At 57.0% G+C, this 26426-nt stretch carries 32 protein-coding genes; 6 read left to right on the forward strand and 26 right to left on the reverse strand.

Annotated features, from left to right (window positions below):
* Positions 1-5: 5 nt before the first annotated feature.
* Positions 6-452, reverse strand: coding sequence for a DUF302 domain-containing protein (locus U5K34_RS06010; protein ID WP_322567573.1), 447 nt, complete (start codon positions 450-452; stop codon positions 6-8).
* Complete coding sequence (locus U5K34_RS06015; RefSeq protein WP_322567574.1) at positions 452-1513, reverse strand: c-type cytochrome; 1062 nt, start codon at positions 1511-1513, stop codon at positions 452-454. The genes U5K34_RS06010 and U5K34_RS06015 overlap by 1 nt, the downstream gene beginning before the upstream one ends.
* 112 nt (positions 1514-1625) lie before the next feature.
* Between U5K34_RS06015 and U5K34_RS06020 the strand changes: the two genes are divergently transcribed.
* A complete protein-coding gene (locus U5K34_RS06020; RefSeq protein WP_322567575.1) occupies positions 1626-2219 on the forward strand; it encodes a DUF938 domain-containing protein in 594 nt (197 codons plus the stop codon).
* Between the two features lie 280 nt (positions 2220-2499).
* Here U5K34_RS06020 and U5K34_RS06025 read toward each other — a convergent pair whose 3' ends face one another.
* The 13 genes from U5K34_RS06025 to U5K34_RS06085 all read right to left on the reverse strand — a co-directional run bounded on the left by U5K34_RS06025 (position 2500) and on the right by U5K34_RS06085 (position 16869).
* Positions 2500-3162, reverse strand: coding sequence for an alpha/beta hydrolase (locus tag U5K34_RS06025; RefSeq protein ID WP_322567576.1), 663 nt, complete (start codon positions 3160-3162; stop codon positions 2500-2502).
* A gap of 97 nt (positions 3163-3259) precedes the next feature.
* Complete coding sequence (gene soxZ / locus U5K34_RS06030; protein WP_322566939.1) at positions 3260-3574, reverse strand: thiosulfate oxidation carrier complex protein SoxZ; 315 nt, start codon at positions 3572-3574, stop codon at positions 3260-3262.
* Positions 3575-3616: 42 nt separating this feature from the next.
* Positions 3617-4081 carry a thiosulfate oxidation carrier protein SoxY gene (soxY, locus tag U5K34_RS06035; RefSeq protein ID WP_322567577.1) on the reverse strand — a complete coding sequence of 155 codons (465 nt, stop codon included), beginning with the start codon at positions 4079-4081 and terminating at the stop codon, positions 3617-3619.
* Positions 4082-4250: 169 nt separating this feature from the next.
* A complete protein-coding gene (locus U5K34_RS06040) occupies positions 4251-4538 on the reverse strand; it encodes an encapsulin-associated ferritin-like protein (RefSeq protein ID WP_322567578.1) in 288 nt (95 codons plus the stop codon).
* Between the two features lie 108 nt (positions 4539-4646).
* Positions 4647-4796 (reverse strand): hypothetical protein, encoded by a 150-nt coding sequence (locus U5K34_RS06045; protein WP_322567579.1) that lies wholly within the window; start codon positions 4794-4796, stop codon positions 4647-4649.
* 74 nt (positions 4797-4870) lie between these two features.
* Positions 4871-5353: a DUF192 domain-containing protein gene (locus tag U5K34_RS06050; protein WP_322567580.1), complete on the reverse strand. Its 483-nt coding sequence runs from the start codon at positions 5351-5353 to the stop codon at positions 4871-4873.
* 50 nt (positions 5354-5403) lie between these two features.
* Complete coding sequence (locus U5K34_RS06055) at positions 5404-6639, reverse strand: hypothetical protein (protein ID WP_322567581.1); 1236 nt, start codon at positions 6637-6639, stop codon at positions 5404-5406.
* Positions 6636-7100, reverse strand: coding sequence for a thioredoxin family protein (locus U5K34_RS06060; RefSeq protein ID WP_322567582.1), 465 nt, complete (start codon positions 7098-7100; stop codon positions 6636-6638). Before U5K34_RS06060 ends, U5K34_RS06055 begins: the two co-directional genes overlap by 4 nt.
* 288 nt (positions 7101-7388) lie before the next feature.
* Positions 7389-8828, reverse strand: a complete 1440-nt coding sequence (lpdA, locus tag U5K34_RS06065; protein WP_322567583.1) for a dihydrolipoyl dehydrogenase — start codon at positions 8826-8828, stop codon at positions 7389-7391.
* 26 nt (positions 8829-8854) lie between these two features.
* Positions 8855-10069 carry a 2-oxoglutarate dehydrogenase complex dihydrolipoyllysine-residue succinyltransferase gene (gene odhB / locus U5K34_RS06070; RefSeq protein ID WP_322567584.1) on the reverse strand — a complete coding sequence of 405 codons (1215 nt, stop codon included), beginning with the start codon at positions 10067-10069 and terminating at the stop codon, positions 8855-8857.
* 24 nt (positions 10070-10093) lie between these two features.
* Complete coding sequence (locus U5K34_RS06075; protein ID WP_322567585.1) at positions 10094-12913, reverse strand: 2-oxoglutarate dehydrogenase E1 component; 2820 nt, start codon at positions 12911-12913, stop codon at positions 10094-10096.
* 171 nt (positions 12914-13084) lie between these two features.
* Complete coding sequence (locus U5K34_RS06080; protein ID WP_416224057.1) at positions 13085-14572, reverse strand: FMN-binding glutamate synthase family protein; 1488 nt, start codon at positions 14570-14572, stop codon at positions 13085-13087.
* Positions 14573-14592: 20 nt separating this feature from the next.
* On the reverse strand, positions 14593-16869 hold the full coding sequence (locus U5K34_RS06085; RefSeq protein WP_322567587.1) for a bifunctional diguanylate cyclase/phosphodiesterase: 2277 nt from the start codon (positions 16867-16869) through the stop codon (positions 14593-14595).
* A 338-nt stretch (positions 16870-17207) separates the two neighbouring features.
* On the opposite strand from U5K34_RS06085, the gene U5K34_RS06090 reads away from it, so the two are divergent.
* The 4 genes from U5K34_RS06090 (at position 17208) to U5K34_RS06105 (ending at position 18925) form a co-directional block, all read left to right on the forward strand.
* Positions 17208-17642 carry a DUF6789 family protein gene (locus U5K34_RS06090; protein WP_322567588.1) on the forward strand — a complete coding sequence of 145 codons (435 nt, stop codon included), beginning with the start codon at positions 17208-17210 and terminating at the stop codon, positions 17640-17642.
* A 12-nt stretch (positions 17643-17654) separates the two neighbouring features.
* On the forward strand, positions 17655-18059 hold the full coding sequence (locus tag U5K34_RS06095; RefSeq protein WP_322567589.1) for a thioredoxin family protein: 405 nt from the start codon (positions 17655-17657) through the stop codon (positions 18057-18059).
* 77 nt (positions 18060-18136) lie between these two features.
* Positions 18137-18742 (forward strand): sigma-70 family RNA polymerase sigma factor, encoded by a 606-nt coding sequence (locus U5K34_RS06100; RefSeq protein WP_322567590.1) that lies wholly within the window; start codon positions 18137-18139, stop codon positions 18740-18742.
* Positions 18743-18748: 6 nt separating this feature from the next.
* Positions 18749-18925, forward strand: coding sequence for a zf-HC2 domain-containing protein (locus tag U5K34_RS06105; protein WP_322564386.1), 177 nt, complete (start codon positions 18749-18751; stop codon positions 18923-18925).
* Between the two features lie 411 nt (positions 18926-19336).
* Here U5K34_RS06105 and U5K34_RS06110 read toward each other — a convergent pair whose 3' ends face one another.
* From U5K34_RS06110 to U5K34_RS06120, 3 genes are all read right to left on the reverse strand, one after another.
* The gene (locus tag U5K34_RS06110; protein ID WP_322567591.1) at positions 19337-19930 is read right to left on the reverse strand and encodes a DoxX family protein; all 594 of its coding nucleotides are present in this window, start codon (positions 19928-19930) and stop codon (positions 19337-19339) included.
* Positions 19931-20111: 181 nt separating this feature from the next.
* Positions 20112-20453, reverse strand: coding sequence for a hypothetical protein (locus tag U5K34_RS06115; RefSeq protein ID WP_322567592.1), 342 nt, complete (start codon positions 20451-20453; stop codon positions 20112-20114).
* 97 nt (positions 20454-20550) lie between these two features.
* A complete protein-coding gene (locus U5K34_RS06120; RefSeq protein ID WP_322567593.1) occupies positions 20551-21120 on the reverse strand; it encodes a carboxymuconolactone decarboxylase family protein in 570 nt (189 codons plus the stop codon).
* A gap of 194 nt (positions 21121-21314) precedes the next feature.
* On the opposite strand from U5K34_RS06120, the gene U5K34_RS06125 reads away from it, so the two are divergent.
* Positions 21315-21776 carry a hypothetical protein gene (locus U5K34_RS06125; protein ID WP_322567594.1) on the forward strand — a complete coding sequence of 154 codons (462 nt, stop codon included), beginning with the start codon at positions 21315-21317 and terminating at the stop codon, positions 21774-21776.
* Positions 21777-21934: 158 nt separating this feature from the next.
* Here the strand turns inward: U5K34_RS06125 and U5K34_RS06130 are convergent, their stop codons facing one another.
* The 8 genes from U5K34_RS06130 to hisI all read right to left on the reverse strand — a co-directional run bounded on the left by U5K34_RS06130 (position 21935) and on the right by hisI (position 26370).
* A complete protein-coding gene (locus U5K34_RS06130) occupies positions 21935-22681 on the reverse strand; it encodes a vWA domain-containing protein (RefSeq protein ID WP_322567595.1) in 747 nt (248 codons plus the stop codon).
* Positions 22682-23114: 433 nt separating this feature from the next.
* Positions 23115-23555, reverse strand: coding sequence for a putative iron-sulfur cluster-binding metallochaperone (locus U5K34_RS06135; RefSeq protein ID WP_322567596.1), 441 nt, complete (start codon positions 23553-23555; stop codon positions 23115-23117).
* 16 nt (positions 23556-23571) lie between these two features.
* Positions 23572-24495, reverse strand: coding sequence for a twin-arginine translocase subunit TatC (gene tatC / locus U5K34_RS06140; protein WP_322567597.1), 924 nt, complete (start codon positions 24493-24495; stop codon positions 23572-23574).
* Complete coding sequence (gene tatB, locus U5K34_RS06145) at positions 24470-24874, reverse strand: Sec-independent protein translocase protein TatB (RefSeq protein WP_322567598.1); 405 nt, start codon at positions 24872-24874, stop codon at positions 24470-24472. The genes tatC and tatB overlap by 26 nt, the downstream gene beginning before the upstream one ends.
* Positions 24875-24960: 86 nt before the next feature.
* A complete protein-coding gene (tatA, locus tag U5K34_RS06150; RefSeq protein WP_322567599.1) occupies positions 24961-25203 on the reverse strand; it encodes a twin-arginine translocase TatA/TatE family subunit in 243 nt (80 codons plus the stop codon).
* 75 nt (positions 25204-25278) lie between these two features.
* The gene (locus U5K34_RS06155) at positions 25279-25617 is read right to left on the reverse strand and encodes a histidine triad nucleotide-binding protein (RefSeq protein ID WP_322567600.1); all 339 of its coding nucleotides are present in this window, start codon (positions 25615-25617) and stop codon (positions 25279-25281) included.
* Between the two features lie 7 nt (positions 25618-25624).
* Complete coding sequence (locus tag U5K34_RS06160; protein ID WP_322567601.1) at positions 25625-25942, reverse strand: phosphoribosyl-ATP diphosphatase; 318 nt, start codon at positions 25940-25942, stop codon at positions 25625-25627.
* Positions 25943-25983: 41 nt separating this feature from the next.
* On the reverse strand, positions 25984-26370 hold the full coding sequence (gene hisI, locus U5K34_RS06165) for a phosphoribosyl-AMP cyclohydrolase (RefSeq protein ID WP_322567602.1): 387 nt from the start codon (positions 26368-26370) through the stop codon (positions 25984-25986).
* Positions 26371-26426 lie beyond the last annotated feature (56 nt).

The following is a 26426-nucleotide window of genomic DNA, read 5'->3' on the forward strand; positions in this document are numbered from 1 at the left end:
ACAGGTTATTCCCCGCGCATGGTCTCCATGATCGACAGCAGATCGGTCGACCAGTCTTTCAACACCCGATTGAGTTCGGGCTGATCGGTTTCCAGCAATTGCATCGGGCTGGATGCGACCAGCAAGGTATCCTCGGCTTCGGCGAAAATGGCGATTTTCAAGGGTAAATAGGGGATCAGCTGTGGATATTCGTCTGCCATCTCGCGGATCTGTTCGGGTTTGCCGTAAAAGACCACCCGGTACTTGTCGGTCTGATACCCGAACGTGGTCAGGCCGATGTCCACCCGCTGGACCCGGCTGACGGTGTAACCGTGCTGTTTGATCACTTCCTGCAGTTGCAGCATGGCTTCCGGGAAGGCCTGGGGAGTGCGCGCCATCTGCAGACGATCGGCCGCCTGCAGCGGCGACAACAGGAGCACCAGGGAAAACAGCAATGTGACTCTTTTTATCATCAGAACGTCGCTTCTTCGATAATATTGGAATAGGTTTTTACCATTTCATCGCAAAGCCGATTCAATTCAGCATTATTGAACAAATAGGCCAGGCGTTTGGGGTTGATCGACATCACCTTCACGCCATCTTCCTGCTCCACCACGGTGACACGACAGGGCAGGAACAGCCCGACCCGGGGATCGATCGCCAGCGCACGATTGACGAGGTCAAAGTTGCAGAAATAGACAATTACCTGGTTCGGGTTTTGTTCCTGTTCGGGAAACAGACCGTCTTCCAGCGTCTGGGTACGGATAATACGGAAGTTTCTGCCAACCGCAGCGCGCTCCAGTGCCTTGACCGTGTCTTCAACCGAATAGGGGGAGTCGTGGGCGATGGTCAGCGGTTCATCATCGGGGTTGCCCACCGGATTGGGATCGGGCTGATTTTCAAAGCTGCGCACATAACTGACAATATCGTTGATCTGAGAGTCACTCAGTCCCTGTTCGCGGAATGAGGTCATCGGTGTGCCTTCGCGACCGTTAACCACCGCGGCCTTGATCAGTTGATCCGAGGCGGCGGCCAGAAAGCCGTCGTTATTCAGTGCCGGGGCGATAATGGGCAGATCGCGGGGGCGGGAAAAGGTGACTCCGGTGCCCTCGCCGCCCTCGCCCTGACTGCCATGGCAACTGGCGCAGTGTTGGGCATAAAGGGCCTTGCCGCGCTGGGGATCGCCCTCGATATGGCCGTTGGCCGGGATGACCGGTCTACCCGGCGCCCAGCTGCGAAGATGTTCGACCAGGGCGTTGACTTCGGCCTCGCCGAGTTCGGAAAACGCCGGCATGATCCGACCGGGCCGACCGTACTGGATGGTCACTTTCAGGAATTCATCGCTGACGCCATACTGAAATGCCGCGAGGTCCAGGGGCACCCCCACCCCGCCGCCGCCATTGTCACCGTGACAGGCGGCGCAGTGTTGCGCATACAGTTGCGCCCCATCGGGTTGTGCGGCGGAATCCGAAGTCGGTTCCTGGCAACCGGCCAGGGCGATTGACAGCAGGCCAAATAGCAGCACAATGCGCATGCCGATTCCTTTATTGCGTGGCGAATTCATTAGTAGTTACTGTATTACTTATATAGAATCGGGTTGTTGATGCAGATCAAACGCGGTCAATTTTTAAGCTGTGGTGTCACTTATGATAAAGCCTTTTGCCGAAGCGTGTGAACAAAACAAGGCCCCGATTCTGGCCGTCCTGCAGCGGCAGTTCGCCGAGGCGCAGACCGTTCTGGAAATCGGCAGCGGTACCGGTCAGCATGCGGTTTTCTTCGCCGCCCGGCTGCCTCACCTGCAGTGGCAGCCCAGTGATGTCGCCGAGAATCTCCCCGGGATTCACCAGTGGCTGACGGAAGACGGCGGCGATAATCTGGGCGAGCCCTGGCCGCTGGATATGCTGGCGCCGCAGTGGCCGCAAACGCATTTCGATGGCGTGTTCAGTGCCAATACCGTGCACATCATGAGCTGGTCGGCAGTGGCGGAAATGTTCGCCGGGATCGGCCGGGTACTGAAACCCGGTGGGTGTTTCTGTTTGTACGGCCCCTTCAAATACGGCGGCGTGCATACCAGCGAAAGCAACGCACGCTTTGATGTCTTCCTGCGCCAGCGCGACCCGGACAGCGGCGTGCGCGATCTGGACGATCTGCAACAACTGGCCGGGGCCGCCGAACTGTCATTGATCGAGGATCTCGAAATGCCGGTCAACAACCGGACGTTGGTCTGGAAGAAACAGTGACGAGGCTAAAAAGCACCGCAATGTAGAATTTCCGCCACCGTGCTTACATGGCTCTTCTCTGGGTTTCTGGAAGAAACGCGGAGGACGCAAAGGCGCAAAGAACGCGGAGATATCTTTTATAAAAATCACTTGCAGATGTTACATTAAGTTGGCTCTGTGACGAGACAACCTCTCTGTAAACATGCCCATACAATATTAACTTTGCGCCCTTTGCGCCTTTGCGTCCTCAGCGTTATTTTCCAGAGCGTCTGATAAAAGGTGTGAATGTTCGGTCAGACAATCAAGCGAAGTTATGTCCAAGCCAGGCCGCAATATCGCTCACTTCATCCAGCGAGACCTGGTGTTGCATCGCATAGGTATGCCAGTCGACGCTGTAGCCCGCCTGTTCCAGAAAATAGCGTGAATCCTCGGCCAGCCACAGGGGCACGATGGGATCGCTTTTACCGTGGGCCATGAAAATGGGTATGTGCTGATTGGTCGGCTCACGCTCCTGTTCGAACGTGCTAACCAGCGGCAGGTAGGTGGATAACGCCAGAATTCCGCCCAGCGGTTCATTATGGCGCAGGCCGGTATGCAGGGCGATGGCGCCGCCCTGGGAAAAGCCGGCCAGAACCAGTCGACGAGTGTCGATACCGCGTTCGACTTCGCGGCGGATCAGGGCTTCGAGTATCGCTTGCGACGCCTGAATCCCGTCGCGGTCCTCATCCTGCTGAATCTGTGGCGAACGGATATCGTACCAGGCGCGCATGGCCATGCCGCTATTGACGGTGACAGGCTGTACCGGCGCATGGGGAAAAACAAAACGTACGCCGCGATCGGTCAGCCCCAGCTCGGGAACCAGGGGCTCGAAATCATGCCCGTCGGCCCCCAGACCGTGCAGCCAGATGATGCTGTATTGCGCGTCGGCCGGGCCGACTTCCACACATTCGGGTAATTGGGACATCAGTTTATCGCGTGTGGTGATTGTGTCGCGATTGTGCACCAATAAAAAAGGCGAAGGGAGACCCCTTCGCCTTTTATTTCAAGTGGCGGGTTAACGCTTACTTGATCTGGGTGGTCAGGGAATCTTTCTGTCCTTTGTTGTCGACCCAGCTGATGGAAACGTCGTCACCGGATTGGCCACCCGTGAACTGGTAAGACAGATACGGGTTCTTGGAGACGGCCGGTCCCCACTGCGCCAGCACGATTTCGGTGCCGTTGTGGGCGCAGCTCACTTCCTGAATGAAGTGGGCGGGAATTTTCTTGCCGGTTTTCTCGTCTTTGCGCATACCGGTTTCCATAACGTGCGTAATCAACGCTTTGACCGTGACGGTGTCCCCCTTGAGGGTCGCCCGGGCTCGGATACTCTTAGCCATAATTAAAATCCTCTTGATTCAATTCGTTTGAGGTCGGGCTGATTAACCGCCGCAACCGCCGATGGTGACTTTGACCTCTTTGCGGGCCGAGTAGGCCTTGCCGCCGGTTTTGACCACGGCGATGACATTCGAGGTTTTGGCCATCTTGATGCGGGTGGAGACATAGCCTTTGGCATTGTTCGCCAGCTTGAAGTTGGCGGCCAGGGGGCTGCCGTTCTTCTCGGCGATGATGGCGATTTCCTCAATGCCGCCGATGCCGGTTTCCACGGAGACCGGGACCACGGCGCCGTTTTCGGCGATATCCGGGGCCTTGATGGTGATGTCATCGGTCGGCTGGGTCTGAGCGGTGCCGAACAGGTCGTTCATGGCCGTTTCCATGCTTTCGGTTTCGAACGCCCGCTTGGGCCAGGCGGCCATGACGGCGCCGGGCGTCAGCAGGCCGGCGCTGACGGCCACCGCGACGGTGCCGCTGGCCAGGCTGCCTTTCAGAAAGGTTCTACGTTGCATGTTTATCCTCCTCCTAATATAGGTGATGTTTGTATCGCAATTTCCGGGCCAAAACACAAAAGTGCGTAAAAACAATAAGATAGTCTCGCATCAAGCCGGCAACCCGGGCTCAGATCATGCAATCTGCACGACGGGATTGCAGGATTCGCGACGGCGAGAGGGGTGGCGCCTATTGATGCGCGATTTCCTTCTCGGTGAACAGATAATCCTTCAGTTCATCGTTGAGCTTGCTATCGCGCCGGCGAATCCACTCCAGCACCATGGCGGCATGTTCTTTTTCTTCATCACGGTTGTGCTTGAGAATCGCGCGCAGCTCGTCATCCTTGCAGGCATCCATGCGCTGGTTGTACCAGTCCACCGCTTCGAACTCTTCCATCAGAGAGACGATGGCGCGGTGCATGTCGCGGGTCTCGTCGGATAATTCCTCAATCGCTTCGTGAAAACCTTCGTTTGACATCGATCGTGTTCCTCTGTGCTATTTCATTGCCAGTGGTCACGTTACTGTAAAAACGGGCTCCTCGTCACGCACAAAAATGCGCATCGTGAGCAATGAATAAGCGGCTGTTCAGCGTGACAACAACAACAGGACACCGGCGGCAATGGCGATAACGTCCAGAAGCTTGCGCAGATCGCCGAGATTCACAAAGGCCGACAGGCCAGTCAGAATCAGCCAGATAGCCAGAACAAGCGTTCCTACATGACGTGGCAGTAGCATAGAGTCCTCCTGGTCAGGTTTGAATAATCCATTGTAGCGCGTCCGGGCCGGGAACGGGTTTGTACCGATTAACGTTACGGCGATCCGGCCTGCGGCGTTCCGCCTGAGCGAAACAGGAATCGTTGGCCGGCTTGCAGGTCAAGCCGTTGCCGGCTACCGGCGGGCAATTCGAGCACGTATTTGACCGGTTGGCCGCTCTGATAGACCGGGCATGGCAATGCGGGACAGGGTGGCACGTGGGTGTCGGCGCGCAGGAAAGCCCGGTGCTCGTCGAAGTAGAGAATATCGATGGGAAAACGGACATTTTTGTTCCAGAAGCGGGTCGGTTGAGGTGTTGCGTAGATGAATAACATGCCGCTGCCCGCCGCCAACCGATCCCGGTGCATGAGGCCGCGCCGTTTCTCCTCGTTGCTGATCGCCAGTTCAACCTGAAAGTGTTCGCCGGCGAGGGTTAGCTGTGCTGACTCAAGGGCGTGTCCGGCCGACAGCGCCAGAGGCGATGCCAGAACCAGGAGCGCGGCGCCAACGCGGGCTAATTGACGACAGCGATCGGGCAAAGTCTGTGAACTGAACCGGGCGTGTCGCCCCGTTCCTGCCTGGCGCCGCATCAGGGTGAGGAGGCTTTGCCGAACAAATACCGCAACCGGGTCGGGCCGCCGACAAACTCCCGCTCGACCCAGGCCAGATGCAGATGGCCCTCGTCATCCAGGGTCACGGACGGATGATTCTGGATCGCGCTGCCGCTGGCCCCGGGGACGGACAGATCATCACTCCATTGGCCGTCGCTATACCAGCTGAGCAGAATGTTGGTCTGATCATCGCGGCCGTCGTCCCAGGCCACGACCAGCTGGCCGGCCGGGTTGCCGGCGACGCTCGGATGCCACTGCTGGGCGATGCCGCCGAACGGATCCTGGACTTTCTGGTTGGGGCCGAACAGGGCGTCGCCCTCAGCCGGATAATGGCTGGCGTAAATGTCATAACCCTCGCGAAAGTTGCGCTTGTCGGCCCAGGCGGCGAGAAGCTGTTGTTTGCCATAGGCGTCCATGGCGACCCGCGTGACGCCGTGCCCCTCGCCGTAGGGCGGACGGGGGCCCGGCAGCGGTTCACTGATGCGTTGTGGTTTGTCGAAGCGGCAGCGGCCGGGCTGGTGGTTCTCGGCTGCCATGATGATGGTATGGCCGTGACGGCGATCTTCCCAGGCGACCACGGTGCGATCGGGTAATTGACTCACGCTGGGATAGAGCTGGGCCTGCTTGAGCGGTTCGGGATCCACGCCACAGGCCGTGTCGGCATGCAGGGTCAGACCGTCGGTCTCAAATTGTTGCAAGTAGATCCGTCGATGACGGCTGTTCGGATCGGTCGCGGCATAGGCCAGCAGCAGCCCGTCGTCCCCGGCGGTGAGACTGGCCTGGCCGGCCCGGGGGGCATCGAGGGTCAAAACGGGGCCGAGTTGCTGGCCGTCGCCAAGGCGCAGACGGACGCGCCCCGCTTCTTCCCAGGCGATGGCAAAGCGTTCCCCGTCCAGCGCGGTCAGTGACGGCTCATAAGCGTCATCCTTGCCGCTGATCCGCACGGCCGGACTGAAGGCGTCGTCAGCGAGGGATTTGCGTGCCAGATAGATCGCCGGGGCCTCGTTACGGTTATCTTCCCAACTGACCGCCACCGTGTCGCCGGCGACGGCAATGTTGCGGCGTCCCGAGGATTCCAGATGGTGAAAGATCCCCTCGCCCTGTACCCCGGTGACCGCCACCGGCGGGTCAAACGCCCAGGGCTGGGCGACAGTGGGCGTGGCCAGGGCGTAAGCGGCGAGCAGCAGGACGGAGGAAGCAAGCCGAAACATCATGACGGGTCACCGGTTTGGGCCTGGATTGCCTCGTGGGCGTTGAGCAGATCCTCGATCCGCTGGACGCCGACCAGGCGTTTCAGCGGTTTGCCCTGTGGCGTCATAAAGGTGAATACGGGGGTGACAAACGCGTCGTAACGGGTGCCGACCTCATGTTCGGTAATCCGTTCACCGCTGGGCAATTGCAGGCGCTTGCCGCTTTCCGAATCGACATAGGCCAGCACATAGTTGTCGGTGTAGATTTGACGAACCTTGTCATCGGAAAACGCTTCCTTGTTGGTTTTCTCGCAATAGCCGCAACCGTAACGGCCAAAGTAGACAAACAACGTCTTGTTCTGTTCGCGTGCCTCTGCCATGGCCTCGTCGAAGGTGTGGAAGGGATAGCCCTCGGGCGCATCGGCCCAGACCGACGTGAACGGGATCCACAGTACGGATAATAAAATGAAGACAAAACGTCGCATGGCAGCTCCTGCTCTCGGGTGGCTTTATTATTAGTTAATAATCCTGTCGCAAAATTCGGGCCAAAATGTAAAGTTTAAAAAAACAATAACATAGCGTGGTGCGGTCGGTTGATTCAATGGTGGTAGCGTGCGATTTGCACGGCCCGATTGCGGACAGCCATCAATGACACCGCTGCGTAATGCTAATTAAAGGGATTTGCGCGGCCTTGTCCAGTGCCGGGAGGTCATTGCCATATTGCTGTAACCGCGATAGGGAAAGCCCCGCGACGAGCGAGGTATTGTCCGTATTTATGTGCGCGGTTTACGTGGCGGGGCGCGATGAATCGCCCGATCTGCCACATCCAGCGCGGCTTCGTGGAAGGTTTCGGACAGGGTCGGGTGGGCGAACATCGTCAGGGCCAGATCCTCGGCGCTGGTGGCGAAGGCGCGGGCGATTACCGCCTGAGCGATCAGCTCGGAGGCCTGCGGGCCGAGCATGTGCACGCCCAGTACCCGATCGGTGCGCGCATCCGCCAGTATCCTGATGACCCCCTCGGTGTCGCCGGCGGCGCGGGCCCGGCCGTTGGCACTGAAAGGAAACTGGCCGACACGATAATCGACGCCGGCCTCTTTGAGTTGTTGTTCCGTGCGCCCGGTCCAGGCGATCTCCGGGTGGGTATAGATGACAAACGGAATGTTGTCGTAATCCACGTCGGCAAATTGCCCGGCAATCCGTTCGGCCACCGCCATGCCCTCCTCCATGCCCTTGTGCGCCAGCATGGGACCGGGGATCAGATCGCCGACGGCATAGACTTTCTCCAGATTGGTCCGATAGTGATCGTCCACCTGCACAAAGCCGCGCTCGTCGCTGCTCAGGCTCAGGTCGTCGCTGCATAAATCCTCGCTGTTGGGCCGCCGGCCCACCGCGACGATCAGCTTGTCGCATTCCAGGCTCTGGCTGCCCTGGCCATCGGTATAGTCCACCCTGACGGTGTTGCCGGTGTGGACCGCGTCGACTCTGGTGCCCAGGCGAACGTCCAGACCTTGCTGGCCGAGCAGTTTGTTGGCCTGTTTGGCAATCGTGCTGTCGGCATCGGGCAGAAAGGTTTCCTGCGCCTCGAGCACCACCACCTCGGCCCCCAGGCGTTGCCAGAGGCTGCCCAGTTCCAGGCCGATGACCCCGGCACCGATAATGCCGAGGCGTTTGGGAACCGATTCAAAGGCCAGCGCGCCGGTGGAGTCGACTACCTGCTTGCCATCGAACGGGGCAAAGGGCAGCTCGACCGGGCGCGAGCCGCTGGCCAGAATCACGTGTTCGGCGGTCAGTTGTGTGGTGGTGTTGTCGTGAGCGACGACGTCGACCCGGTTGTTTTGCCCGAGGGTGCCGCATCCGGCATAAAAGGCGATCTGGTTGGCCTTGAACAGCGACTGGATGCCGCCGGTCAGATCCCGGACCACCTGTTGTTTGCGAGTTTGCATGGTGGCCAGGTCCAGCTCCAGCTGACCGATACGGATACCGTGTGCGGCAAACTGCTGTTGTGCCTGCTGGTAATGGTGCGAGGATTCCAGCAGCGCTTTGGAGGGAATGCAGCCGATATTCAGACAGGTGCCGCCGGGCGAGGGCTTGTTCCGTTCATCGAGATAGTCATCGATACAGGCGACCCTGAAGCCCAGCTGGGCACAGCGAATGGCGGCCACGTAACCGCCCGGGCCGGCGCCGATCACGATCACATCATACTGTTCACTCATAAGAGGCTTCCTGAGACGGGGGTGATTTACACATCCAGCAACATGCGGGCCGGATCTTCCACGCACTCCTTGATGGTCACCAGAAACTGCACCGCCTCGCGACCGTCCACCAGGCGATGATCGTAAGAGAGAGCCACATACATCATCGGCCGGATGACGATCTCATCCTCGATGACCACCGGCCGCTTTTCGATCTTGTGCATGCCGAGGATGGCGCTTTGCGGCGGGTTGAGAATGGGCGTGGAGAGCAGCGATCCGAAGATCCCGCCGTTGGTGATCGAAAAGGTGCCGCCGGTAATCTCATCCAGCGACAATTTGCCGCTCTGGGCCCGTTCGGCATAATCGGCGATCTGTTTTTCGATCCGGGCCATGCTCAGCGCGTCGGCGTCGCGCAGGATCGGCACCACGAGTCCGCGCGGTGAACCGACCGCAATGCCGATGTCGTAAAAGCCGTGATAGACGATCTCCTCGCCGTCGATGGAGGCGTTGATCTCGGGAAAACGCTGCAGCGCCTCGAGACAGGCCTGGACGAAAAACGACATGAAGCCGAGTTTGACCCCGTGCTGTTTTTCGAACTTATCTTTATAGCGGGCGCGCAGATCCATCACCGGTTGCATGTCGATTTCATTGAAGGTGGTGAGGATCGCCGCGGTCTGCTGAACCTCGACCAGCCGTTCGGCGATGCGCGCGCGCAGGCGGCTCATGGGCACCCGCTTTTGCGGGCGTTCCCCCGGCTCGGGGACGGGTGTTGAGGGGGGCGCTGGTTGCGCCCCTTTTTGTGGCTGGGGCTGATCCTTGTCCAGATACGCCTGCACGTCCTCCTTGAGGATCCGTCCATCCTTGCCACTGCCTTTAATCCGGTTCGGATCAAGCTGGTGCTCGGCAATCAGCTTCTTTGCGGCCGGAGCGAGCCGGGGTTCCGCCGCGCCTTCTGGTTCGCTTTGGGGTGGAGTTTGTGCTTTAGCCGGCGCTTCGGAGGATTCGGTATCGGACGGTACGGCCTCGCCGGCCTGCATGCGGGCGATGACCTGTTCCGAGTTGACGGTGTCGCCCTGCTGGACGAGCAAGTCTCCCATCACGCCGTCTTCGGGGGCATTGACCTCGAAGACCACCTTGTCGGTTTCGATCTCGGCTAGCAGTTCATCCTGGCGAACGGTCTCGCCCGGTTGTTTGTGCCACTCGATCAACGTGCCTTCGGTGATCGATTCGGGAAACTGTGCGACCTTGATATCAATGGCCATGATCGATTCCTTTGTCTTTTATTGTCAGGCGGGGGTGCCCAGCGCGTCGGCGAGCAGGTTTTCCTGTTGCTGTTTGTGCAGGGAAGGATAGCCGACCGCCGGGGCGGCCATCAGCGGACGGCCGGCATACTGCAGACCATGCTGCTCGCCGATCGCCCGGCGCATGTGATGCTGACTGGAATACCAGGCGCCCTGGTTCATGGGTTCGTCCTGGCACCAGATGTAGTCCTGCACATTCGGATAGCGCCTGAGTGCGGCTTGTAAGGCTTTTTCAGGGAACGGGTATAACTGTTCGATGCGAAGGATCGCCACATCCTCGCGTTGATCCTGTTGTCGCCGATGATCGAGATCATAGTAGACCTTGCCGCTGCAGAGTATCAGCCGTTTGACCGACTCCGGGTTTTGAACCTGTTCGTCATCGATAACCCGATAGAATTTTCCTTTGCTTAATTCGCTTAACGGCCGGGAGGCCTCGGGCAGGCGCAGCAGGCTCTTGGGGGTCATGACGATCAACGGCCGGCGGCACTGGCGGAGCATCTGGCGGCGCAACAGATGAAAGATCTGCGCCGCATGGGTCGGAATACAGACCTGCATGTTGTTCTGCGCGCATAACTGTAAAAACCGCTCCAGCCGTGCCGAGGAGTGTTCCGGTCCCTGGCCTTCGTAGCCGTGGGGTAAAAACAGGGTAATGCCACAGAGGCGATTCCATTTTTGCTCGGCGGCGCTGATGAACTGATCGATTACCACCTGCGCTCCGTTGGCAAAGTCGCCGAACTGGGCTTCCCAGATGACCAGGGTTCTGGGATCGGTGGTGGCGTAGCCGTATTCAAACGCCAGCACGGCCTCTTCCGAGAGCAGGGAGTTGATCACCAGAAAGTTGGCCTGATCGTCACTGAGATTACGCAGGGGTACATAGGCCTCGCCATCGTGCTGGTTATAGAGCACGGCCTGGCGATGAAAAAACGTCCCGCGGCCGCTGTCCTCGCCGGAGAGCCGGATGGGATAGCCCTCGTGCAACAGACTGGCATAGGCCAGGGTTTCGGCAAAGCCCCAGTCCATCGCCAGTTCGCCGGATGCCATGCGCCGGCGGTTGTCCATGATCTTCTCGACCGTGCGATGGAGTTTAAAGTCTTCGGGCAGACGATCCAGTTTTTCGTGCAAGGCCTGCAGGGTTTGCGGGTCCACTGTGGTGTCGATGTCGCTGACACAGTCGCGGGTATGATAGGCACTCCAGTCGGCACTGTAGGGGTAATCGGCCTGCTCGGGCGGGATCATTTCGTGGACCACCGGCCGGTTGTGCTCCAGTGCGTCGCGATAATCCGCGATCATCTGCTTGGCGCCGACGGCATCGATAACGCCTTCAGCTTCCAGTCGCTGCTGATACAGGTCCCGGCAGCTTCGCAAGTTGTCGATGTGTTGATACATCTGCGGCTGGGTCGCCATGGGCTCGTCGGCTTCACTGTGGCCGTGACGCCGATAGCAGACCAGATCGATGATCACATCCTTGTAGAAGCGCATGCGGTAATCGAGCGCCAGCTGCGTGAGAAACAGCACGGCCTCGGGATCGTCGGCGTTGACGTGGAAAATGGGCGCATTGACCATTTTTGCCACGTCGGTGCAGTAGAGAGTCGAGCGGGCCTCGTCCTGATTGCTGGTGGTAAAGCCGATCTGGTTATTGATGACAATATGCACGGTGCCCTTGGTGGAAAAGCCGCGCGACTGGGACATATTGAGCGTCTCCATCACCACGCCCTGCCCGGAAAAGGCGGCATCGCCATGGATCAGCACCGGCACCACCTGTTTACCCTCCCAGTCCTGGCGCCGATCCTGGCGGGCACGTACCGAGCCCTCGACTACGGGATCCACGATCTCCAGATGCGAGGGATTGAACGCCAGCGCCACATGCAACAGGCCGCCGGGGGTGTCGAGATTGGAGGAGAAACCGAGATGGTATTTCACATCGCCGGTGCCGTTGCCATTGCCGGGATGGACGCCCTCGAATTCGCGGAACAGTTCCTCCGGTGTTTTGCCCAGCACGTTCACCAGCAGATTGAGCCGACCGCGATGGGCCATGCCGATGGCCATCTCTTTGACGCCGCTTTCGCCGCCATGCTGGATCAGCCGGTGGAGCATCGGGATCAGGCTCTCGGCGCCCTCCAGGGAGAAGCGTTTCTGGCCGACGTATTTATTGTGCAGGTATTTTTCCAGGGTTTCGGCCGCGGTCAGTCGGCTGAACAGATCGCGTTTCTGGCCCTCGGAAAGATCGGCGTGGCCACGGGCGGATTCGAGATAGTGCTGAATCCAGCGTTTTTCCGCCGTGTCGACCAGATGCATGTACTCGGAGCCGATCGAACCGCAATAGGTGTTGACCAGAATATTGATGATCTCGGCCAGTCGCGCCCGATCCGGCCCCACCAGCGAGCCTGTTTCAAACTCGGTATCCAGATCGGCATCGCTGAGTTCGTGATGCGCCAGCGTCAGCTCGGGGATGTGACCTTTGTCGCGCAGGCCCAGCGGATCCAGATCGGCCAGCTGATGGCCGCGGAAGCGGTAGGCGTTGATCAGCTGCAGGACCTTGACCTGCTTGTGGATGAGTGTCACGTCGACATCGGCGTGGCGGCGGGTCGGGGTCAGGTGGCGGAACTGGGCGCGAATCGCCGCGTGGGAGATGTCCTTGTCGATGCCATCCACTTTGGGCAGATCACGGAACAGTGCCTGCCACTGGGGATCCACTGACCCGGGATCCCGCAGGTATTCTTCGTACAGTTGTTCAAGATAGCCCGCGTTGGCGCCGGCAAAAGGAGTGCTTTTCCAGCGGGATTTGAAGCCTTTGTCATCGGACATTCGCCGACATCCTTGTAACAATTTTCGCGTAGTTGGACCTGTCAGGTTGACTCGTATTCATACCTGTTATTTCGGCAGATTCAGCAGATTTTTCAAGTGGAAAATCACTGAATCGCTATTTCAAGGGTACTGACAGAGGCAGCGTGAAACCCGGTAGATATCACCAGCATACTACGGTCGGTAGTCAGGCAATACCTCCGGTTTGGGGTAAAGCGTACTCATCAGGACGGATTTGCCATCCGGCTGAACAAGGCGGCAATGCGCGCGAGTCAGGGCACGCTGGTGAGGGACTCCGCAGGAATGGGCGATCAGCGCCGTGCCGTAATGGATCTTGTCGACGAAATTCTTCACCTTGACCGATTTTTCCTCCGGGTTCAGGCCCTTTTGCAGGTGGGGATTGTGTGTGGTGATGCCCGTCGGGCAGGTGTTGCGATTGCATTTCATCGCCTGAATACAGCCCAGAGAAAACATAAAGCCGCGGGCGGAGTTGATGAAATCGGCGCCACTGCATAACGCCCAGGCAACGCCGGAGGGCGTGATCAGCTTGCCCGAGGCGATCACCCGTATTCGATCGCGCAAACCGTAACGGGTCAGAATATCGACAACCGTGGGCAGTGACTCCTTGATCGGCAGTCCGACATCGTCCATCAAAGGCATCGGTGCGGCACCGGTGCCGCCGTCGCAGCTGTCCACGGTAATAAAATCAGGCGCATGCTGGATACCGCGCTGGTGTATTGCCATACAAAGTTGCGTCAGCCATTCGTCTTCACCGAGCACGAGCTTGAAGCCGGTCGGTTTGCCCGTCGCTTCGCGCACGACATCGATAAAATCCAGCAATTCAGCGGTGTCGCCAATCTCGATATGCCGATTGGGTGAGATGGAGTCCTGGCCGGGGGCAATGCCGCGGATGCGGGCGATTTCGGGCGTCACTTTCTCTCCCGGCAGGATACCGCCCTTGCCGGGCTTGGCGCCCTGACTTAACTTGATTTCGAACATTTTAATCTGGGACGAGGCGGCAAGCTCGTGCAGGCGTTCAACATCAAACTGGCCTTCGGGATTGCGCACGCCATACTTGGCCGTGCCGATCTGGAAGACCAGATCGCATCCCCCTTCCAGATGATAGGGGGCCAGCCCGCCCTCGCCGGTGTTCAGCCAGCAGCCGGCCAGTTTGGCCCCGCGCGACAAAGCGCGCACGGCGGGTTCGGACAGCGCGCCATAACTCATTGCCGAAATATTAATTAAAGAGGTCGGTTCGTAGGGCTGCGGGCAGTGAGGCCCGATGACAACCGGTGGCGGTTCGCTGGTGTGCTCCGTCAACGTCGGGAAAGAAGTATTCACAAACAGTGGCGTGCCGGGGGGAGTCAGATTTTTCGTGGAGCCGAAGGCCACGGTATTGTCGTGAGCGGAGGCGGATTTATAAACCCACTCCCGTTCGGCGCGATTGAACGGCATCTCCTCGCGATCCATGGCGAAGAAATACTGCCGGAAAAACTCACCCAGTGAGCTGAACAGATAACGAAACCGGCCTATAACAGGATAATTGTGCCGGATAGCATCTTTCTTCTGGGAAATATCCCGGATGAAAATAATGATGATGATTAATACTACAATGCCGACAACAAAAACGAACAATGTTGCCATAATGATCAGTGCCTGCATGGTGACGTCAGACAGTAGGGTCATGTTATCTCCCTCTTGTTGCTTGATTCCGGACGGGTTTCGAGAAAAAGTTTTTCATATTCATCAGCTGGAACAGGGCGACCGAAAAGATAGCCCTGCATAATATCGCAGCCGTATTCGCTGAGCATTGTTTGCTGCTCCGGCGTTTCGACACCTTCGGCGACAATCTCAAGGCCGAGATGATGCCCCAGCTCGATAATAGAACGCACGATGGCCCGATCAGACGGACTGTTTTCCAGTTGTTTGATAAAGGATTGATCGACCTTGAGTGTCTGGATTGGAAATTGTTTGAGGTAGGCCAAGGACGAAAAGCCCGTGCCGAAGTCATCGATCGCCAGTGTTACACCGAGGTGGCGTAACCGGTGCATTATATCGATCGATGAGTCGATGGACATGGCAACCCCTTCGGTAATTTCAAGTTCCAGGTATCTGGCATCCAGACCGGTTTCGCGCAGAACCTGGGCAACGAGATCGGGAAGCTCGTTGGTAAACTGGTGGGCGGAAATATTGACAGCGACGGGTAATTGGTCATGTGATTGCCATAGTAGGTTACGAGCGCAGGCGGTGCGCAAAATCCACTCGCCGACCTGGTTGATACTGCCCGTTTCCTCGGCAAGAGGAATGAATTCGGCCGGCGATATCATCCCGTGTTTGGGATGCTGCCAGCGGACCAGGGCTTCCGAACCGACGAGGTTGCCGCTGAACAGATCGATTTTCGGCTGGTAGTAGATCAATAATTCGTTTCTGGCTGTCGCCTGACGCAGGTCATGGGATAATTCGAGTCGTAACAGGGCATCGGCGTTCATGTCGGACTGGTAGACACAAACCCCGTTGCCGCCCCGGGTGCTGATGCGACGCATGGCGCTTTCGGCATTTTTGAGCAGCTGAAAGATATCCTTGCCATGCTCGGGAAAGTACGCCAGCCCGACACTCATGGTAAGTGACAGAGTATGATTGTCAACAAGAATGGGATCCCGGGCGATACGTCGTAGATGTTCAGAGAGTTCACCGAAAAAAGACTCGTCCGCATTGTCTGCCAGAATGACGAAATGATCGCCTTCCAGTCGGTAAATTTTAATCGGATTGTCGTACTCCGTTTCAGAGAAACAGTGTTGCAGGCGGTTCGCCACAGAGGTGATCAGCTCATCGCCCGCCAGATGGCCCAGGCTTTGAGATACCATGCTGAAACGATCAATATTGGCTAAGGCGACTGCAATACGGTTGTCCGGCCTGTTTTTCGAAATCATTGCCGCGACATCTTTTTCCAGCTGCCGTCGATTGGCCAGATTAGTCAATGAATCATGATAGGCCAGATATTCATTGCGATTTTCGGCGCTGCGGCGCGCGGTAATATCCTGCAAATAGACATGGCAGGTGTCGAGATCCTCCAGGTATTGCAGAGTGCAGAAAAAAATATAGGTTGAGACCGTGTATTCAAAACGCATTAGAGGCGCATGTCTGGTGTGCATTGCATTGATATTTTTTTGAAGGTCAGGCGGCAGCAACCTCTCTATCTCCCCGCTGTTCGGGAAAATAACACTGTGCATGTTATAGGCGGCGGGGTTGGCAAACAGAACCTTGCCGTGCGTATCAACCTGAAAGACCGGGTTGGGATTGCGCTCCGGAAACAGGGCCAGTAAACGCCGCGCCCGGGCGTCGGACAAATGTTGATAGGCGTAATGGCCGAAAAACAGCGCCAGAATAAATATCACCACGCTCACGGCGACCACCGAGTAAAACATCTCCAGCGTGGCAGCGGAGACGTAGTTACCGCGTTCGGCAACCTGGCGTTCAACCGAGCGGACAAAACGTTCCAGCCGGTTGTTGAGCGAACGGGAGACGATGGCGACCTCGCCGAGTATCCGGCGCGCCTCGTCCCAGTCTGTTGAATCGGCAGTCAATACCTGGTCGAGCTGTTTTGCCAGCTTCTGTAGCACCGAATGGTCGCCCTGTAATTTGGCGAGCTCGGGATTGTCCGCAAAGGTCCTGGCCAGCCACGCCATACCGTCATTAACCCGCCTGGTATTACGTCTGTACGAGGTCAGGTAACTGTCGCGGTCGGTGTCGGCGTAATAACGGTAGAGAATCGGTTCACGGGCGGTGACCGCTTGTTTGAGATCGGCAATCCGGTGCAGGTGCGCGATATCGTCGTTGCTCAGACGTAATATTTCGTCGCGGACGTTCTGACCCTGCTGGTAAATATAGATCGACAATACCGAGCCGAGGCCGAGCACGATAAGATAAATCAAAAACCACCAGCGACGTCCAAAGTTCATCGTATCTCTTTTCCGCTAGTTATAAGACAGATATGTCATGACAAGTTATGAGAGGTCCTGCCGGGGCGATATCCGACTAACTCTCTGGCTAATCCTGCAGGTCATGCTGGCGTTAGACTGTGCGTTGCCCCTGCTGATACGGAGAGTGTCAGGTAGCGCTGCGCGCAACCTGACCTTCTGCGCACCTTTCAGGGACAGTTATTTAGACGTCCGGCAGGGTCAAACCTTACAGCCCGTCGCGAAATGCGCTGTCTGACGTTTGTAAGGATTCCGGCCGTTAGACGACCAACCTGCAAGAAGCCGGGATTGGCCCGGCAAAATATGACAAGGAGAGAAAAATGAAGAATGTGACTAATGGCCTGATGGCCGGCCTGACCGCCACTGTCGTGCTTTCGATACTCATGGTGCTAAAAGGCATGATGGGTCTGATGCCCGATTTGAACGTGATCGCTATGCTCTCTGCCCAAATGAGTTCGGGAGCGGCCATGGGCTGGCTTGCCCATTTTATGATCGGTGTTATCGGTTACGGCCTGGCCTATAGCCTGGTATTCGGCAATCTGCCACTGGGTGGCCATGGGCTGCGCGGCATTATCCTGGGTGTCGTGGGCTGGCTGGTGATGATGGTAGTCCTGATGCCCATGATGGGGGGTGGTTTGTTTGGCACGGCCATGCCCAGCGGTATGATGGTGCCGGTCGCGACTCTCGTATTGCATGCCATTTTTGGTGCGGTTCTGGGTTTGAGCTACGCAAGGCTCAATCGTAGCGGAACATGAGCCGGGATCTTCATGAAGATTCTCATTTTGGGATTGCTCGTTGCGGGAATCGGTTTCCTGTTATGGTGGCAATGGTCGGTATTACGCAAGGCCCAGCGTAATGTGGGCCGGCCGGTGCCGGATACCACCGCGATCGACGGGACGAACAGGGCGGCGCGACGAATCTATTTCTTCCATGCCGCCCATTGCGGCCCCTGCCGGGCCGCGGCCCCGCTCGTGGATCGGCTGCGCCGGGAATACCCCAACCTGGTCAAGGTGGATGTGGCCAGTCATCCGGAGCTGGCACGCGGGTTTGGCGTGGCCGCCACACCCACTTTTATTGTTGTCGCAAATGACCGGATCGATGAGGTCAGACTCGGCGGCGTCACGGAGGCGTGGCTGCGCCACCGTCTGAATATTGAGGAGGCTGCTTGCTAGCAGATACCGTCAGGATACCGCCTGGCCGATGGCTCGGTTACAATGGGGAAAATTCTTTACCCGGGGCTATTTCTGCCATGCGCCAGCCATCACAGGATGCCGATAATTCGCAGGCCAGCGGGCCTTTCTCCGACGCGAATATCGCCGCACTGCGCCATGATATGCTGCGCTTTGCCCGCTTTCAGCTGCGTGATGAGGCCGCCGCGGAAGATGCGGTGCAGGAAGCCCTGGCGGCGGCCTACCTCGCCCGCGACGGTTTTGCCGGCCGGTCCCAGCTCAAGACCTGGGTCTTCTCGATCCTGCGCAACAAGATTATCGATATGCTGCGCTATCGGACCCGGCATCCGACCCAGAGTTTGACCGCCGAGGACGGCAGCGATGTGGAGATCGAACAGCTCTTTAATGAGAAAGGCGAGTGGCGCGAGGAAAAGCGGCCGGCAAACTGGGGCGATCCCGAAAACGAGCTCGATAATGAGCAGTTCTGGCACATCTTCGAGCTGTGCCTGGCCGAGCTGACCGAACAGTCGGCACGGGTGTTTACCCTGCGCGAATTTCTTGGCTTTGAAACGGCGGAGATCTGCGCTCAGCTTGAGATCAGCGAAAGCAATTGCTGGGTGATACTGCACCGGGCACGTTCGCGGCTGCGGCTGTGCCTCGAAAAAGAATGGTTTGCACAGGGGTAATGCACGATGCTCAATTGTAAAGATACCACCAAACTTCTGTCGCAACAGCAGGATGAGTCACTGTCGTTTCGCAAACGGGTGGCCCTGCGGTTCCATCTGATGATGTGTTCGGGGTGCCGTAACTACAACAAGCAGATCGATTTTATCCATAAAGCCTGTCAGCGTTTCAGCGGTAAAAATTAGACACATCGGCCTGTCAGGGCTGGTTCTCCCTGATTAAACCCTGGCAAACCGCCGACGTTGGCGGTGAGGCACAACCGGGCTGTGCCGTAGAAGAAAAAAGCTGATCTCTCGCACAGACGCCACGGCGCAGAGAAAAAATGATATCGCTTGTTCTCCGCGTGATCTGTGTCTTTGCGAGAGTTTTGTGGCCGGGTAGAGTGTGTCACATCAATCCGGGGGAATGGACTAAAATACCAGGGAGCAAGGCGCGTAATCTGCTCTATGCATCTATGCCTCTATGCCTCTGTGCACCTTTTAGGAATGGTTATTCAGCTTTTTACCACGTATTACATTCATGTCACCGAGGACATCCAGACATAAAAAAGCCGGTCCAGGGTGGACCGGCAACGATTCACGAGGAGGCTGCGTGAATCAAGTGACCAGCTTTCGGCCAATCCAGTAATCCAGACTGACATAACGTCCCGCGCCGTAGAAGAACAACACCAGCAGCATGATGAAATAAGTCGCGGCAAACTCAATGCCGTTTTTCAAAATTGTAATGCTGCCATATTCGGTCAACCAGCTGTAATTGCCATGTTCTTTGAGAATTTCGCGTGCCATATCGCGGCGTTCAACGGCACCTTCGATCATATCCATGCGCCACTCCCAGGGTACCGTCAGGGTGGTTTCCGGCAGAGCGTGCCAGCCGTTTTCCCAGTGCGCGGTGGTGGCGGCCATAATCATGGTGAGCATCAGGGGTATGGCAAACCAGCGAGTGGCCAGCCCGATCAGGATGGCGATTCCACCAAAGAACTCCGCGGCGCCGGCCAGCAGGGCCATCAGCATGGGAGCCGGCATACCCAGCATTTCGCCGAAATAATAGGCCGTATTATCCAGGGAGGTTAGCTTGCCATAGCCCGCGAGAATAAAGATCGGTGCGAGAAACAGCCGCAGTAAAAGCGGCGCGATAAAATCAAATTGCCTGCTCTTATCCAGCAGACCTTGCAGTTTGAACAGAAAATTCATTGCATCCTCCGGAGTCGTTCCGTTGTTTTGATTGGGGTTTCCATTTATAGCAGGGGAAACAGGCGTACACTGGAGTTGAATGCCTGAACGGACATTCTGATGAAGCGGGCAGAGCGCGATGGTCAGGGAAGGAGACCGTCGCGGCGCCCGCTCGCATCAGTCGAGCCGTCAGGTAACCGGCTTAGCGGCTGCCACACTTTCCTTCACCGCATTTGCCTTCGGTGCCCTTGTCCTTGGATTTGCCGCCGCATTTGCCTTCGGTGCCCTTGTCCTTGGATTTGCCGCCGCATTTGCCTTCGGCGCCCTTGTCTTTGGACTTGCCGCCACACTTTCCTTCGCCGCATTTACCTTCGCCACCCTTTTCAGCAAGCAGCATGTAACCGCCGCCCAGTTCGCTCATGGCGAAGGGGTTATCTCCGGCGGGTGTGGCCGCGGAGGCGACATTACTGGCGGCCAGGGTGGTTGCCAGTGTGGCACCGGCAGCCCATGAGAGGGATTTGAGGGTTTTCTTTGACTGTGACATGGGATTCTCCATTTATCTCTGTTGAACTTTGGTCGTCCGGAAACAGGGTTCCTTACAACGCGGTTGGTGAAAATAACGATCCTGGATGACCGGTTATTTACGCCTGTTTGGCAGGCGCACTTCCGGCCCAGGCATACGGGTTCATGGCCTCGTCCAGTGGCGTTCTGGCGATGTGATTGAAATAATTACTCAGGGTTTTCATGCCCACCGCCAGGATCACATCGCCGACCTGTTGCATGTCGAAGCCGGCATCCAGAAAAGCCTGGGTATCGGCCTCATCGAGCCAGCCGCGCTTGTCGACCATTTTGGTGGTAAAGACCCGCAGGGCTTCCAGTTTCGGATCGTCAATCGGTCGATCATCGCGCAACGCCTGAATCGCATCGGCCGACAGTTGTGCCATCTCGGCGATCATGGAGTGGGCAGCGATGCAATAGTCACAGCCGTTGTAGCGACTCACGGCCAGCAGGGCCACTTGTTGTTCCTGGGGAGTGAGACTGGTGTTGGCATAGAGCCCGGAGAGGGTGAGATAGCCTTCCGCCAGAGCCGGTGAATTGGCCATACCCCGAACCAGGTTGGGGACAAATCCGAACGCCTGTTTGGCCTGTTCCATTGTCGGTTGTGCTGCCTGGGGTGCGGAGTGTTCATCATGAAAAGTAAATCGGGTCATTGTGCCCTCCTGGTTGTTGAGTGACTATTCAATAATCCCGAGTATGGCAATACTTGAATGATCGTTCAAGTTTGTTATGATTGAAATTGAAACAAATTTTGAGAGCCCGCTGCCCGCGCCTGTGGAGTTTGGCCGGGATGAAGGCCTGCCCTGCGCGACACGCCATTCAATGACCTTATTAATCGAGGTAGATTATGCGAAGTTTACTGATCAATCACAGTTACCTGGGGACAGGTGATTTATTCGCGCCGTCGCGTTGGCTGGAGAAGCTGCGCCACCCGCATCAACATGCAACGCAGTGCCAGTACCGGGACAAGGAACTGACCGTGCGCTGGACCCGGCGGGCCCAGCGCCAGTTGCAGGAGCGGGAGGAACCGTTGCTGGTTGAAATGCAGTTGTATTTTTCCTGCATGGTCAAAAAACGGGTATTGTTTCACCCGGCGGACTTTGAGTCCGACAGTGAGATCATGCCGGTGACGCAACAATTGTCTGTTACCGTGCGCACGGTACAGTCCGATCAATGTGATCCGGTTGAATTTGCCCGTCATTATCCGGGTAAACGAAAGCTGGATACACCCGGGGCAAAAAAGATGCGTCCCCGCGAGCTGACGATAGATTTTAAACAGGGTCAGTGGGAAGGGGAATTCTCAATCTAGAGCAGCAATCCCTGGTCCGCTTTAGTTTAAGTCCTTGAGACAACAACGCCCGGCCGGGTGATTGTCATAAGCGCTAAATGGACAATGCCTGAAAACAAAAAGGGCCTGACAATTAATGTCAGGCCCTTTTTAGTCACGCTATTTTAATCGCGACAGTCTTATGCACGCTGGCGCCGGCGGACAGCACCCAGGCCCAGGAGGCCAATGCCCAGCAGCGCGAGGGTGGCCGGAGCCGGAACCGGAGTGACATCCTGGATTTCCTGGAGTTTTGCGTTAACAAAGTCGTTGGTAAATCCTTCCGGATCGTCATTCAGATAGCCAAGGTCAAAAAAGCCGAGGTAATCGCTTGTGCTATAGGCGGCTTCATCCCACTCGGATGCACGGCTCTGCGGGGCAATGACATTCAGCAGGAAGCCGCCAGCGGTCATATTGGCACCGAGCTGGGTCTCGGTAATGCCGCTGTTCTGATCCGCCGCCTCGTCGGTGACCAATACGATGACTTTGGCGTAATCGCCGCCGGTCCAGCTGAAGCCGGTGCGGGCCCAGTCAGCAGCATGGTAGCCGCGCTCCGTGCCCCCATAAAGATTGGTATTGTTCACGGCGGTGGTGATGTCGCCCACGTTGCTGGTGAAATCAAGGTAGGTGCTACCTGCAGGTGCACCAGGTTCATTTCCAGCAAATTCCTCGTAGCCTGCAAGGCCATAGTTTGCGGTGACGCCCCCTGCTGATAATGCTGTGTCGATAGCGCTGATGCTGCTTCCCAACCAGTTGTATTCGCCCCCCATACTGCCGGACTGGTCGAGAACAAAGGCGATATCGGCAAAGCTTGCCGCTTTGGCGCCTGTCGCATTGAACATCAACATGACGCTGAACAAGGATGCGCCAAGTAGTTTTGTGAACTTCATGAGAATTCTCCCCTTATATTTAGCTGTGTTAAGTACTAAGCAATACCTATGCCAACCGAAATAAATATCATAACTATCTGTTTTTAAAGCAAGAAAAAAACCTGCCCAGGGGCTGTGTAAATTTTATTGTAAAGTTGCTCGACGGTTCATTGGTGTTTGGCGTGAGTAAAATAACTTACATTTTGATGTTCTATTTTTAAGTTACTGATAACAAGGAGGAAGAATATGACACTCGTTGTTTGGCCCGAGTGGCGGATGCACTATCGGGGCTGCACTGAGTAAAAATTTCTGACAGCGCCGATCCGTTACCCTGGTTGACAAGTTTGTACCGGAAAACGATTTCAGGAACGATGAGTCGTAAGGGTGTTCTCGAAACAGGCCTGCAAGATGGGCTTGCTGCAAGAGAGTGGAGGTAGGACGGGCTTGCAGAATACTATCTGCAGTCGACTATGCCTTCCTTGCTGTCGGGAAAATCGCCCAGGCAACACCGACCCGCCGGGTTGCGGGTCTGGCAAGCACAGACACCCTGTCGGGTCTGTTGCTGGACAAAAGCCTTGATCGTCGAATCGCGCGCGTCAGCGCGCGTGACCCCGAAGCAGTAGCAGAGCAAGGCCGTATCCGAGGGATCCTTGAGTCCCACCGGCGTGCGTACGCCGGTTTGTTCGATGACAGAATCGTCGTCACCGAAATAGATGACAGGGCAGTCCGGATCGCTGCAGAAATAATAGTGCCGTTCGGCCAGATTCCACTGCCAGGGCTGTTCGAGGTGATGCAAAAGGGTGGTGGTCGAAACCACGGGATAGCTCTTGCCATTGCGCGGGCAGGCATGCCGTCGCGCTGAAGGGGGGTGGCAATCATCTGTGCAGTTTGTCATAGGTCGTTCCTGCGGATCATGTCTTGCGATCGGTGTCGTTATCCTCGTTATCGGTGTCGTTGCTGTTTTTCAGTTCCTCTTCCTCGGCAATGGCCCGCTCAAGTTCAGCTTCCATTTCAGCTTCCATCGCTTCGCTGCTAAGCGGAGGCTCTTCCTCATCTGTTTCCCCGGTTTCGTCGGCGGTCTCTTCGCGTTTGCGCTTCATGATACGCCCGAAGATGACACCGACTTCAAACAGCAGCCACATGGGCAGGGCCAGCAGGGTCTGGGAAATAATGTCCGGCGGGGTCAGCAGCATGCCGATCACAAACGCGCCGACGATGATATAGGGGCGTTTTTGGGACAGTGACTCGGGCGTCGTGATCCCGGCGAGGATCAGCATGATGGTGGCAATGGGAACCTCGAAGGCGACACCAAACGCGAAAAACAGTTTAACGGCAAAATCGAGATAGCTGGCGATATCAGGCCGGTAGTCGACGCCTTCGGAGGCAAAGTTGGAGGTGAACTCGAATACCAGCGGGAAAACCACGTAATAGGCAAAAGCCATGCCCAGGTAGAACAGGATAATGCTCGATACCAGCAAGGGCCGCGCCAGTTTTTTCTCGTGTTGATAGAGGCCGGGGGCGATGAACGACCATAGCTGATGCAGTACATACGGTACGGAAAGAAAAAACGCGGCAATCAGGGCCAGTTTGAATGGCGTGAAAACCGGCGAGATAACACCGATGGCCAGCATTTTGGCCCCTTCGGGAAGATAACCCTGAAGCGGTAATGAAAAGTAATAATAGAGATCATTGGCGACGGCCATCAGCGCGACGGTGAGTACCAGTACGAGACCGACAATACGCAGCAGGCGATCGCGCAGCTCGACCAGGTGCGAGAGAAACGGTGTCTCCTGTTCAACACCCTGATCGTTATCGTTGCGGTTTTTCTGGCTCATTATTCGGGGTGTCGGTGTGTTGGGGAGTATCGCTGTCGTCGCTGCTTGCGGCAGAGGGTTCTTCCTTGCCGGCCTCGGCCTCTTCATCGCCGATTGACTTGACCAGGTAATCGGGTTTGTCTTCTTCTTCGATGGTGAAGCGATCGCTGTTCATGATCTGCTTGAGCTCATCAAGACCGGCGTCGCGTTCCAGCGCCTGTCGCAGATCTTCCTGCTTCATCTCGCGATCAATATCGGATTTGACCTGGGTAACAAAACGGCGTGTGCGCCCGACCCACTTGCCCACGTTGCGGGCCACACCGGGCAGGCGCTCGGGACCGATCACCACCAGGCCGACGACGGCAATGATGATCAATTCAAGGAAGCCGATATCAAACATAAATAAGGGACGAGGGACGAGGGACGAGGGACGAGGAGACGAATCGTTGTCCGGCTCCGCGCAAATTTACCATGATCAGAACCCTCTCAGGTTTTGTCCTGGTCCTTGACCTTGGTGGCTTCGCCCTCGATGGTCTGACTGTCGTCGTCGCTGCTTTCCAGTTTGGCCGAGTCATTGTCCTGAGCGGCGTCTTCTTCACTCTTGACCGCGCTTTTGAAGCCTTTGACGGCTGAGCCGAGATCGGAGCCGATGTTGCGCAGCCGCTTGGCGCCAAACAGCAGCAGTACAATCAGCAGAATAATAACCAGTTGCCAGATACCAATACCCATGATGTTACTCCACGTCCTGAACGTTAACGTTTATTGAAGCGCTGTCTGTATTGTTCAAAACAATCAACGCTGTGACTATTCAAAGCCGGGCATATTCTTTCCGCCCATCAAATGGATGTGCAGATGGAAAATGATCTGCCCGCCGCCTTCGCCGGTGTTGATAATGGTGCGAAAGCCGTCATCCAGCCCCTGCTGTGTGGCGATTTTCGGCAGTTGCCGCAGCATATGCCCCATCAGGGCATCATGTTGCGGATCCAGCTCATTGAGGCTGGCAATGTGCTCGCGCGGAATTGCCAGCAGGTGCACCTCGGCCTTGGGATTAATATCCTTGAAGACGATCATCTGCTCGTCTTCATAGACCCGATCCGAGGGAATTTCATCAGCGAGAATTTTGCAAAACAGGCAGTCGCTCATGATGACCTCATTGGTTCCGATTGGCTTTCTCTTCCAGCCCCGAAAGGCCGAAGCGGCGCGCCAGCTCATCGAGCACCTGATCCGGGCCAAGCCCCTGGTGCGCCAGCATCACCAGTGTATGAAACCACAGATCGGCGGTTTCATAAACGACCTGTTGCGGGTCCCCGTCCTTGGCGGCCATCACCGTTTCGGTGGCTTCCTCGCCGATTTTCTTCAAAATCGCGTCCAGCCCCTTGCCGTAGAGCCCGGCGACGTAGGAGCTGTCGGGATCGGCCTCCTTGCGCTGCTCGAGCACGCTGGCCAGCTGTTGCAATATGTCGCTCATAGAGGGGGATTATTCCACGTTTGGCGCCGTTTGTGGGGACACTATTTATATATGGCGTCGGGGTCCTTGATAACCGGCTCCACCTCGACCCACTGATCGCCCTGTAACTGCTTGAAAAAACAGCGATGTCGGCCGGTATGGCAGGCGATTCCGCCTTTTTGCTCCACCTCCAGCAGAACCACGTCGTTGTCGCAGTCCAGGCGGATATCGTGGATGATCTGCTCGTGACCCGACTCCTCGCCCTTGCGCCACAGCCGCCCGCGCGAGCGCGACCAGTAGATCGCCTTGCCCTCCTGCACGCTCAGCGCCAGCGACTCGCGGTTCATCCAGGCCAGCATCAGCACCTGGCCCGTACCCGTCTCCTGGGCAATCACCGGCACCAGCCCGTCCCCGGTCCACTTGATCTCATCCAGCCAGTTTGTACTCATAAGTCGTATCCCGATTTAAAACGCAGAGGACGCGGAGTCGCGGAGGCGCAAAGGAC

The sequence above is a fragment of the Thiohalophilus sp. genome (assembly GCF_034521165.1).
Lineage (GTDB): Bacteria > Pseudomonadota > Gammaproteobacteria > UBA6429 > Thiohalophilaceae > Thiohalophilus.

Coding starts and splice junctions, on each gene's coding strand:
- U5K34_RS06160 (WP_322567601.1), bottom strand. CDS start 25,942: ATGAGCGACATATTGCAACAGCTGGCCAGCGTGCTCGAGCAGCGCAAG.
- soxY (WP_322567577.1), bottom strand. CDS start 4,081: ATGCAACGTAGAACCTTTCTGAAAGGCAGCCTGGCCAGCGGCACCGTC.
- hisI (WP_322567602.1), bottom strand. CDS start 26,370: ATGAGTACAAACTGGCTGGATGAGATCAAGTGGACCGGGGACGGGCTG.
- soxZ (WP_322566939.1), bottom strand. CDS start 3,574: ATGGCTAAGAGTATCCGAGCCCGGGCGACCCTCAAGGGGGACACCGTC.
- U5K34_RS06060 (WP_322567582.1), bottom strand. CDS start 7,100: ATGCGACGTTTTGTCTTCATTTTATTATCCGTACTGTGGATCCCGTTC.
- U5K34_RS06055 (WP_322567581.1), bottom strand. CDS start 6,639: ATGATGTTTCGGCTTGCTTCCTCCGTCCTGCTGCTCGCCGCTTACGCC.
- U5K34_RS06120 (WP_322567593.1), bottom strand. CDS start 21,120: ATGACCCGATTTACTTTTCATGATGAACACTCCGCACCCCAGGCAGCA.
- U5K34_RS06010 (WP_322567573.1), bottom strand. CDS start 452: ATGATAAAAAGAGTCACATTGCTGTTTTCCCTGGTGCTCCTGTTGTCG.
- tatC (WP_322567597.1), bottom strand. CDS start 24,495: ATGAGCCAGAAAAACCGCAACGATAACGATCAGGGTGTTGAACAGGAG.
- U5K34_RS06085 (WP_322567587.1), bottom strand. CDS start 16,869: ATGAACTTTGGACGTCGCTGGTGGTTTTTGATTTATCTTATCGTGCTC.
- U5K34_RS06125 (WP_322567594.1), top strand. CDS start 21,315: ATGCGAAGTTTACTGATCAATCACAGTTACCTGGGGACAGGTGATTTA.
- U5K34_RS06155 (WP_322567600.1), bottom strand. CDS start 25,617: ATGAGCGACTGCCTGTTTTGCAAAATTCTCGCTGATGAAATTCCCTCG.
- U5K34_RS06015 (WP_322567574.1), bottom strand. CDS start 1,513: ATGCGCATTGTGCTGCTATTTGGCCTGCTGTCAATCGCCCTGGCCGGT.
- U5K34_RS06080 (WP_416224057.1), bottom strand. CDS start 14,572: ATGCAGGCACTGATCATTATGGCAACATTGTTCGTTTTTGTTGTCGGC.
- U5K34_RS06045 (WP_322567579.1), bottom strand. CDS start 4,796: ATGCTACTGCCACGTCATGTAGGAACGCTTGTTCTGGCTATCTGGCTG.
- U5K34_RS06105 (WP_322564386.1), top strand. CDS start 18,749: ATGCTCAATTGTAAAGATACCACCAAACTTCTGTCGCAACAGCAGGAT.
- U5K34_RS06040 (WP_322567578.1), bottom strand. CDS start 4,538: ATGTCAAACGAAGGTTTTCACGAAGCGATTGAGGAATTATCCGACGAG.
- U5K34_RS06130 (WP_322567595.1), bottom strand. CDS start 22,681: ATGAAGTTCACAAAACTACTTGGCGCATCCTTGTTCAGCGTCATGTTG.
- U5K34_RS06020 (WP_322567575.1), top strand. CDS start 1,626: ATGATAAAGCCTTTTGCCGAAGCGTGTGAACAAAACAAGGCCCCGATT.
- U5K34_RS06095 (WP_322567589.1), top strand. CDS start 17,655: ATGAAGATTCTCATTTTGGGATTGCTCGTTGCGGGAATCGGTTTCCTG.
- tatB (WP_322567598.1), bottom strand. CDS start 24,874: ATGTTTGATATCGGCTTCCTTGAATTGATCATCATTGCCGTCGTCGGC.
- U5K34_RS06135 (WP_322567596.1), bottom strand. CDS start 23,555: ATGACAAACTGCACAGATGATTGCCACCCCCCTTCAGCGCGACGGCAT.
- U5K34_RS06100 (WP_322567590.1), top strand. CDS start 18,137: ATGCGCCAGCCATCACAGGATGCCGATAATTCGCAGGCCAGCGGGCCT.
- U5K34_RS06025 (WP_322567576.1), bottom strand. CDS start 3,162: ATGTCCCAATTACCCGAATGTGTGGAAGTCGGCCCGGCCGACGCGCAA.
- U5K34_RS06115 (WP_322567592.1), bottom strand. CDS start 20,453: ATGTCACAGTCAAAGAAAACCCTCAAATCCCTCTCATGGGCTGCCGGT.
- tatA (WP_322567599.1), bottom strand. CDS start 25,203: ATGGGTATTGGTATCTGGCAACTGGTTATTATTCTGCTGATTGTACTG.
- U5K34_RS06090 (WP_322567588.1), top strand. CDS start 17,208: ATGAAGAATGTGACTAATGGCCTGATGGCCGGCCTGACCGCCACTGTC.
- U5K34_RS06075 (WP_322567585.1), bottom strand. CDS start 12,913: ATGTCCGATGACAAAGGCTTCAAATCCCGCTGGAAAAGCACTCCTTTT.
- odhB (WP_322567584.1), bottom strand. CDS start 10,069: ATGGCCATTGATATCAAGGTCGCACAGTTTCCCGAATCGATCACCGAA.
- U5K34_RS06110 (WP_322567591.1), bottom strand. CDS start 19,930: ATGAATTTTCTGTTCAAACTGCAAGGTCTGCTGGATAAGAGCAGGCAA.
- lpdA (WP_322567583.1), bottom strand. CDS start 8,828: ATGAGTGAACAGTATGATGTGATCGTGATCGGCGCCGGCCCGGGCGGT.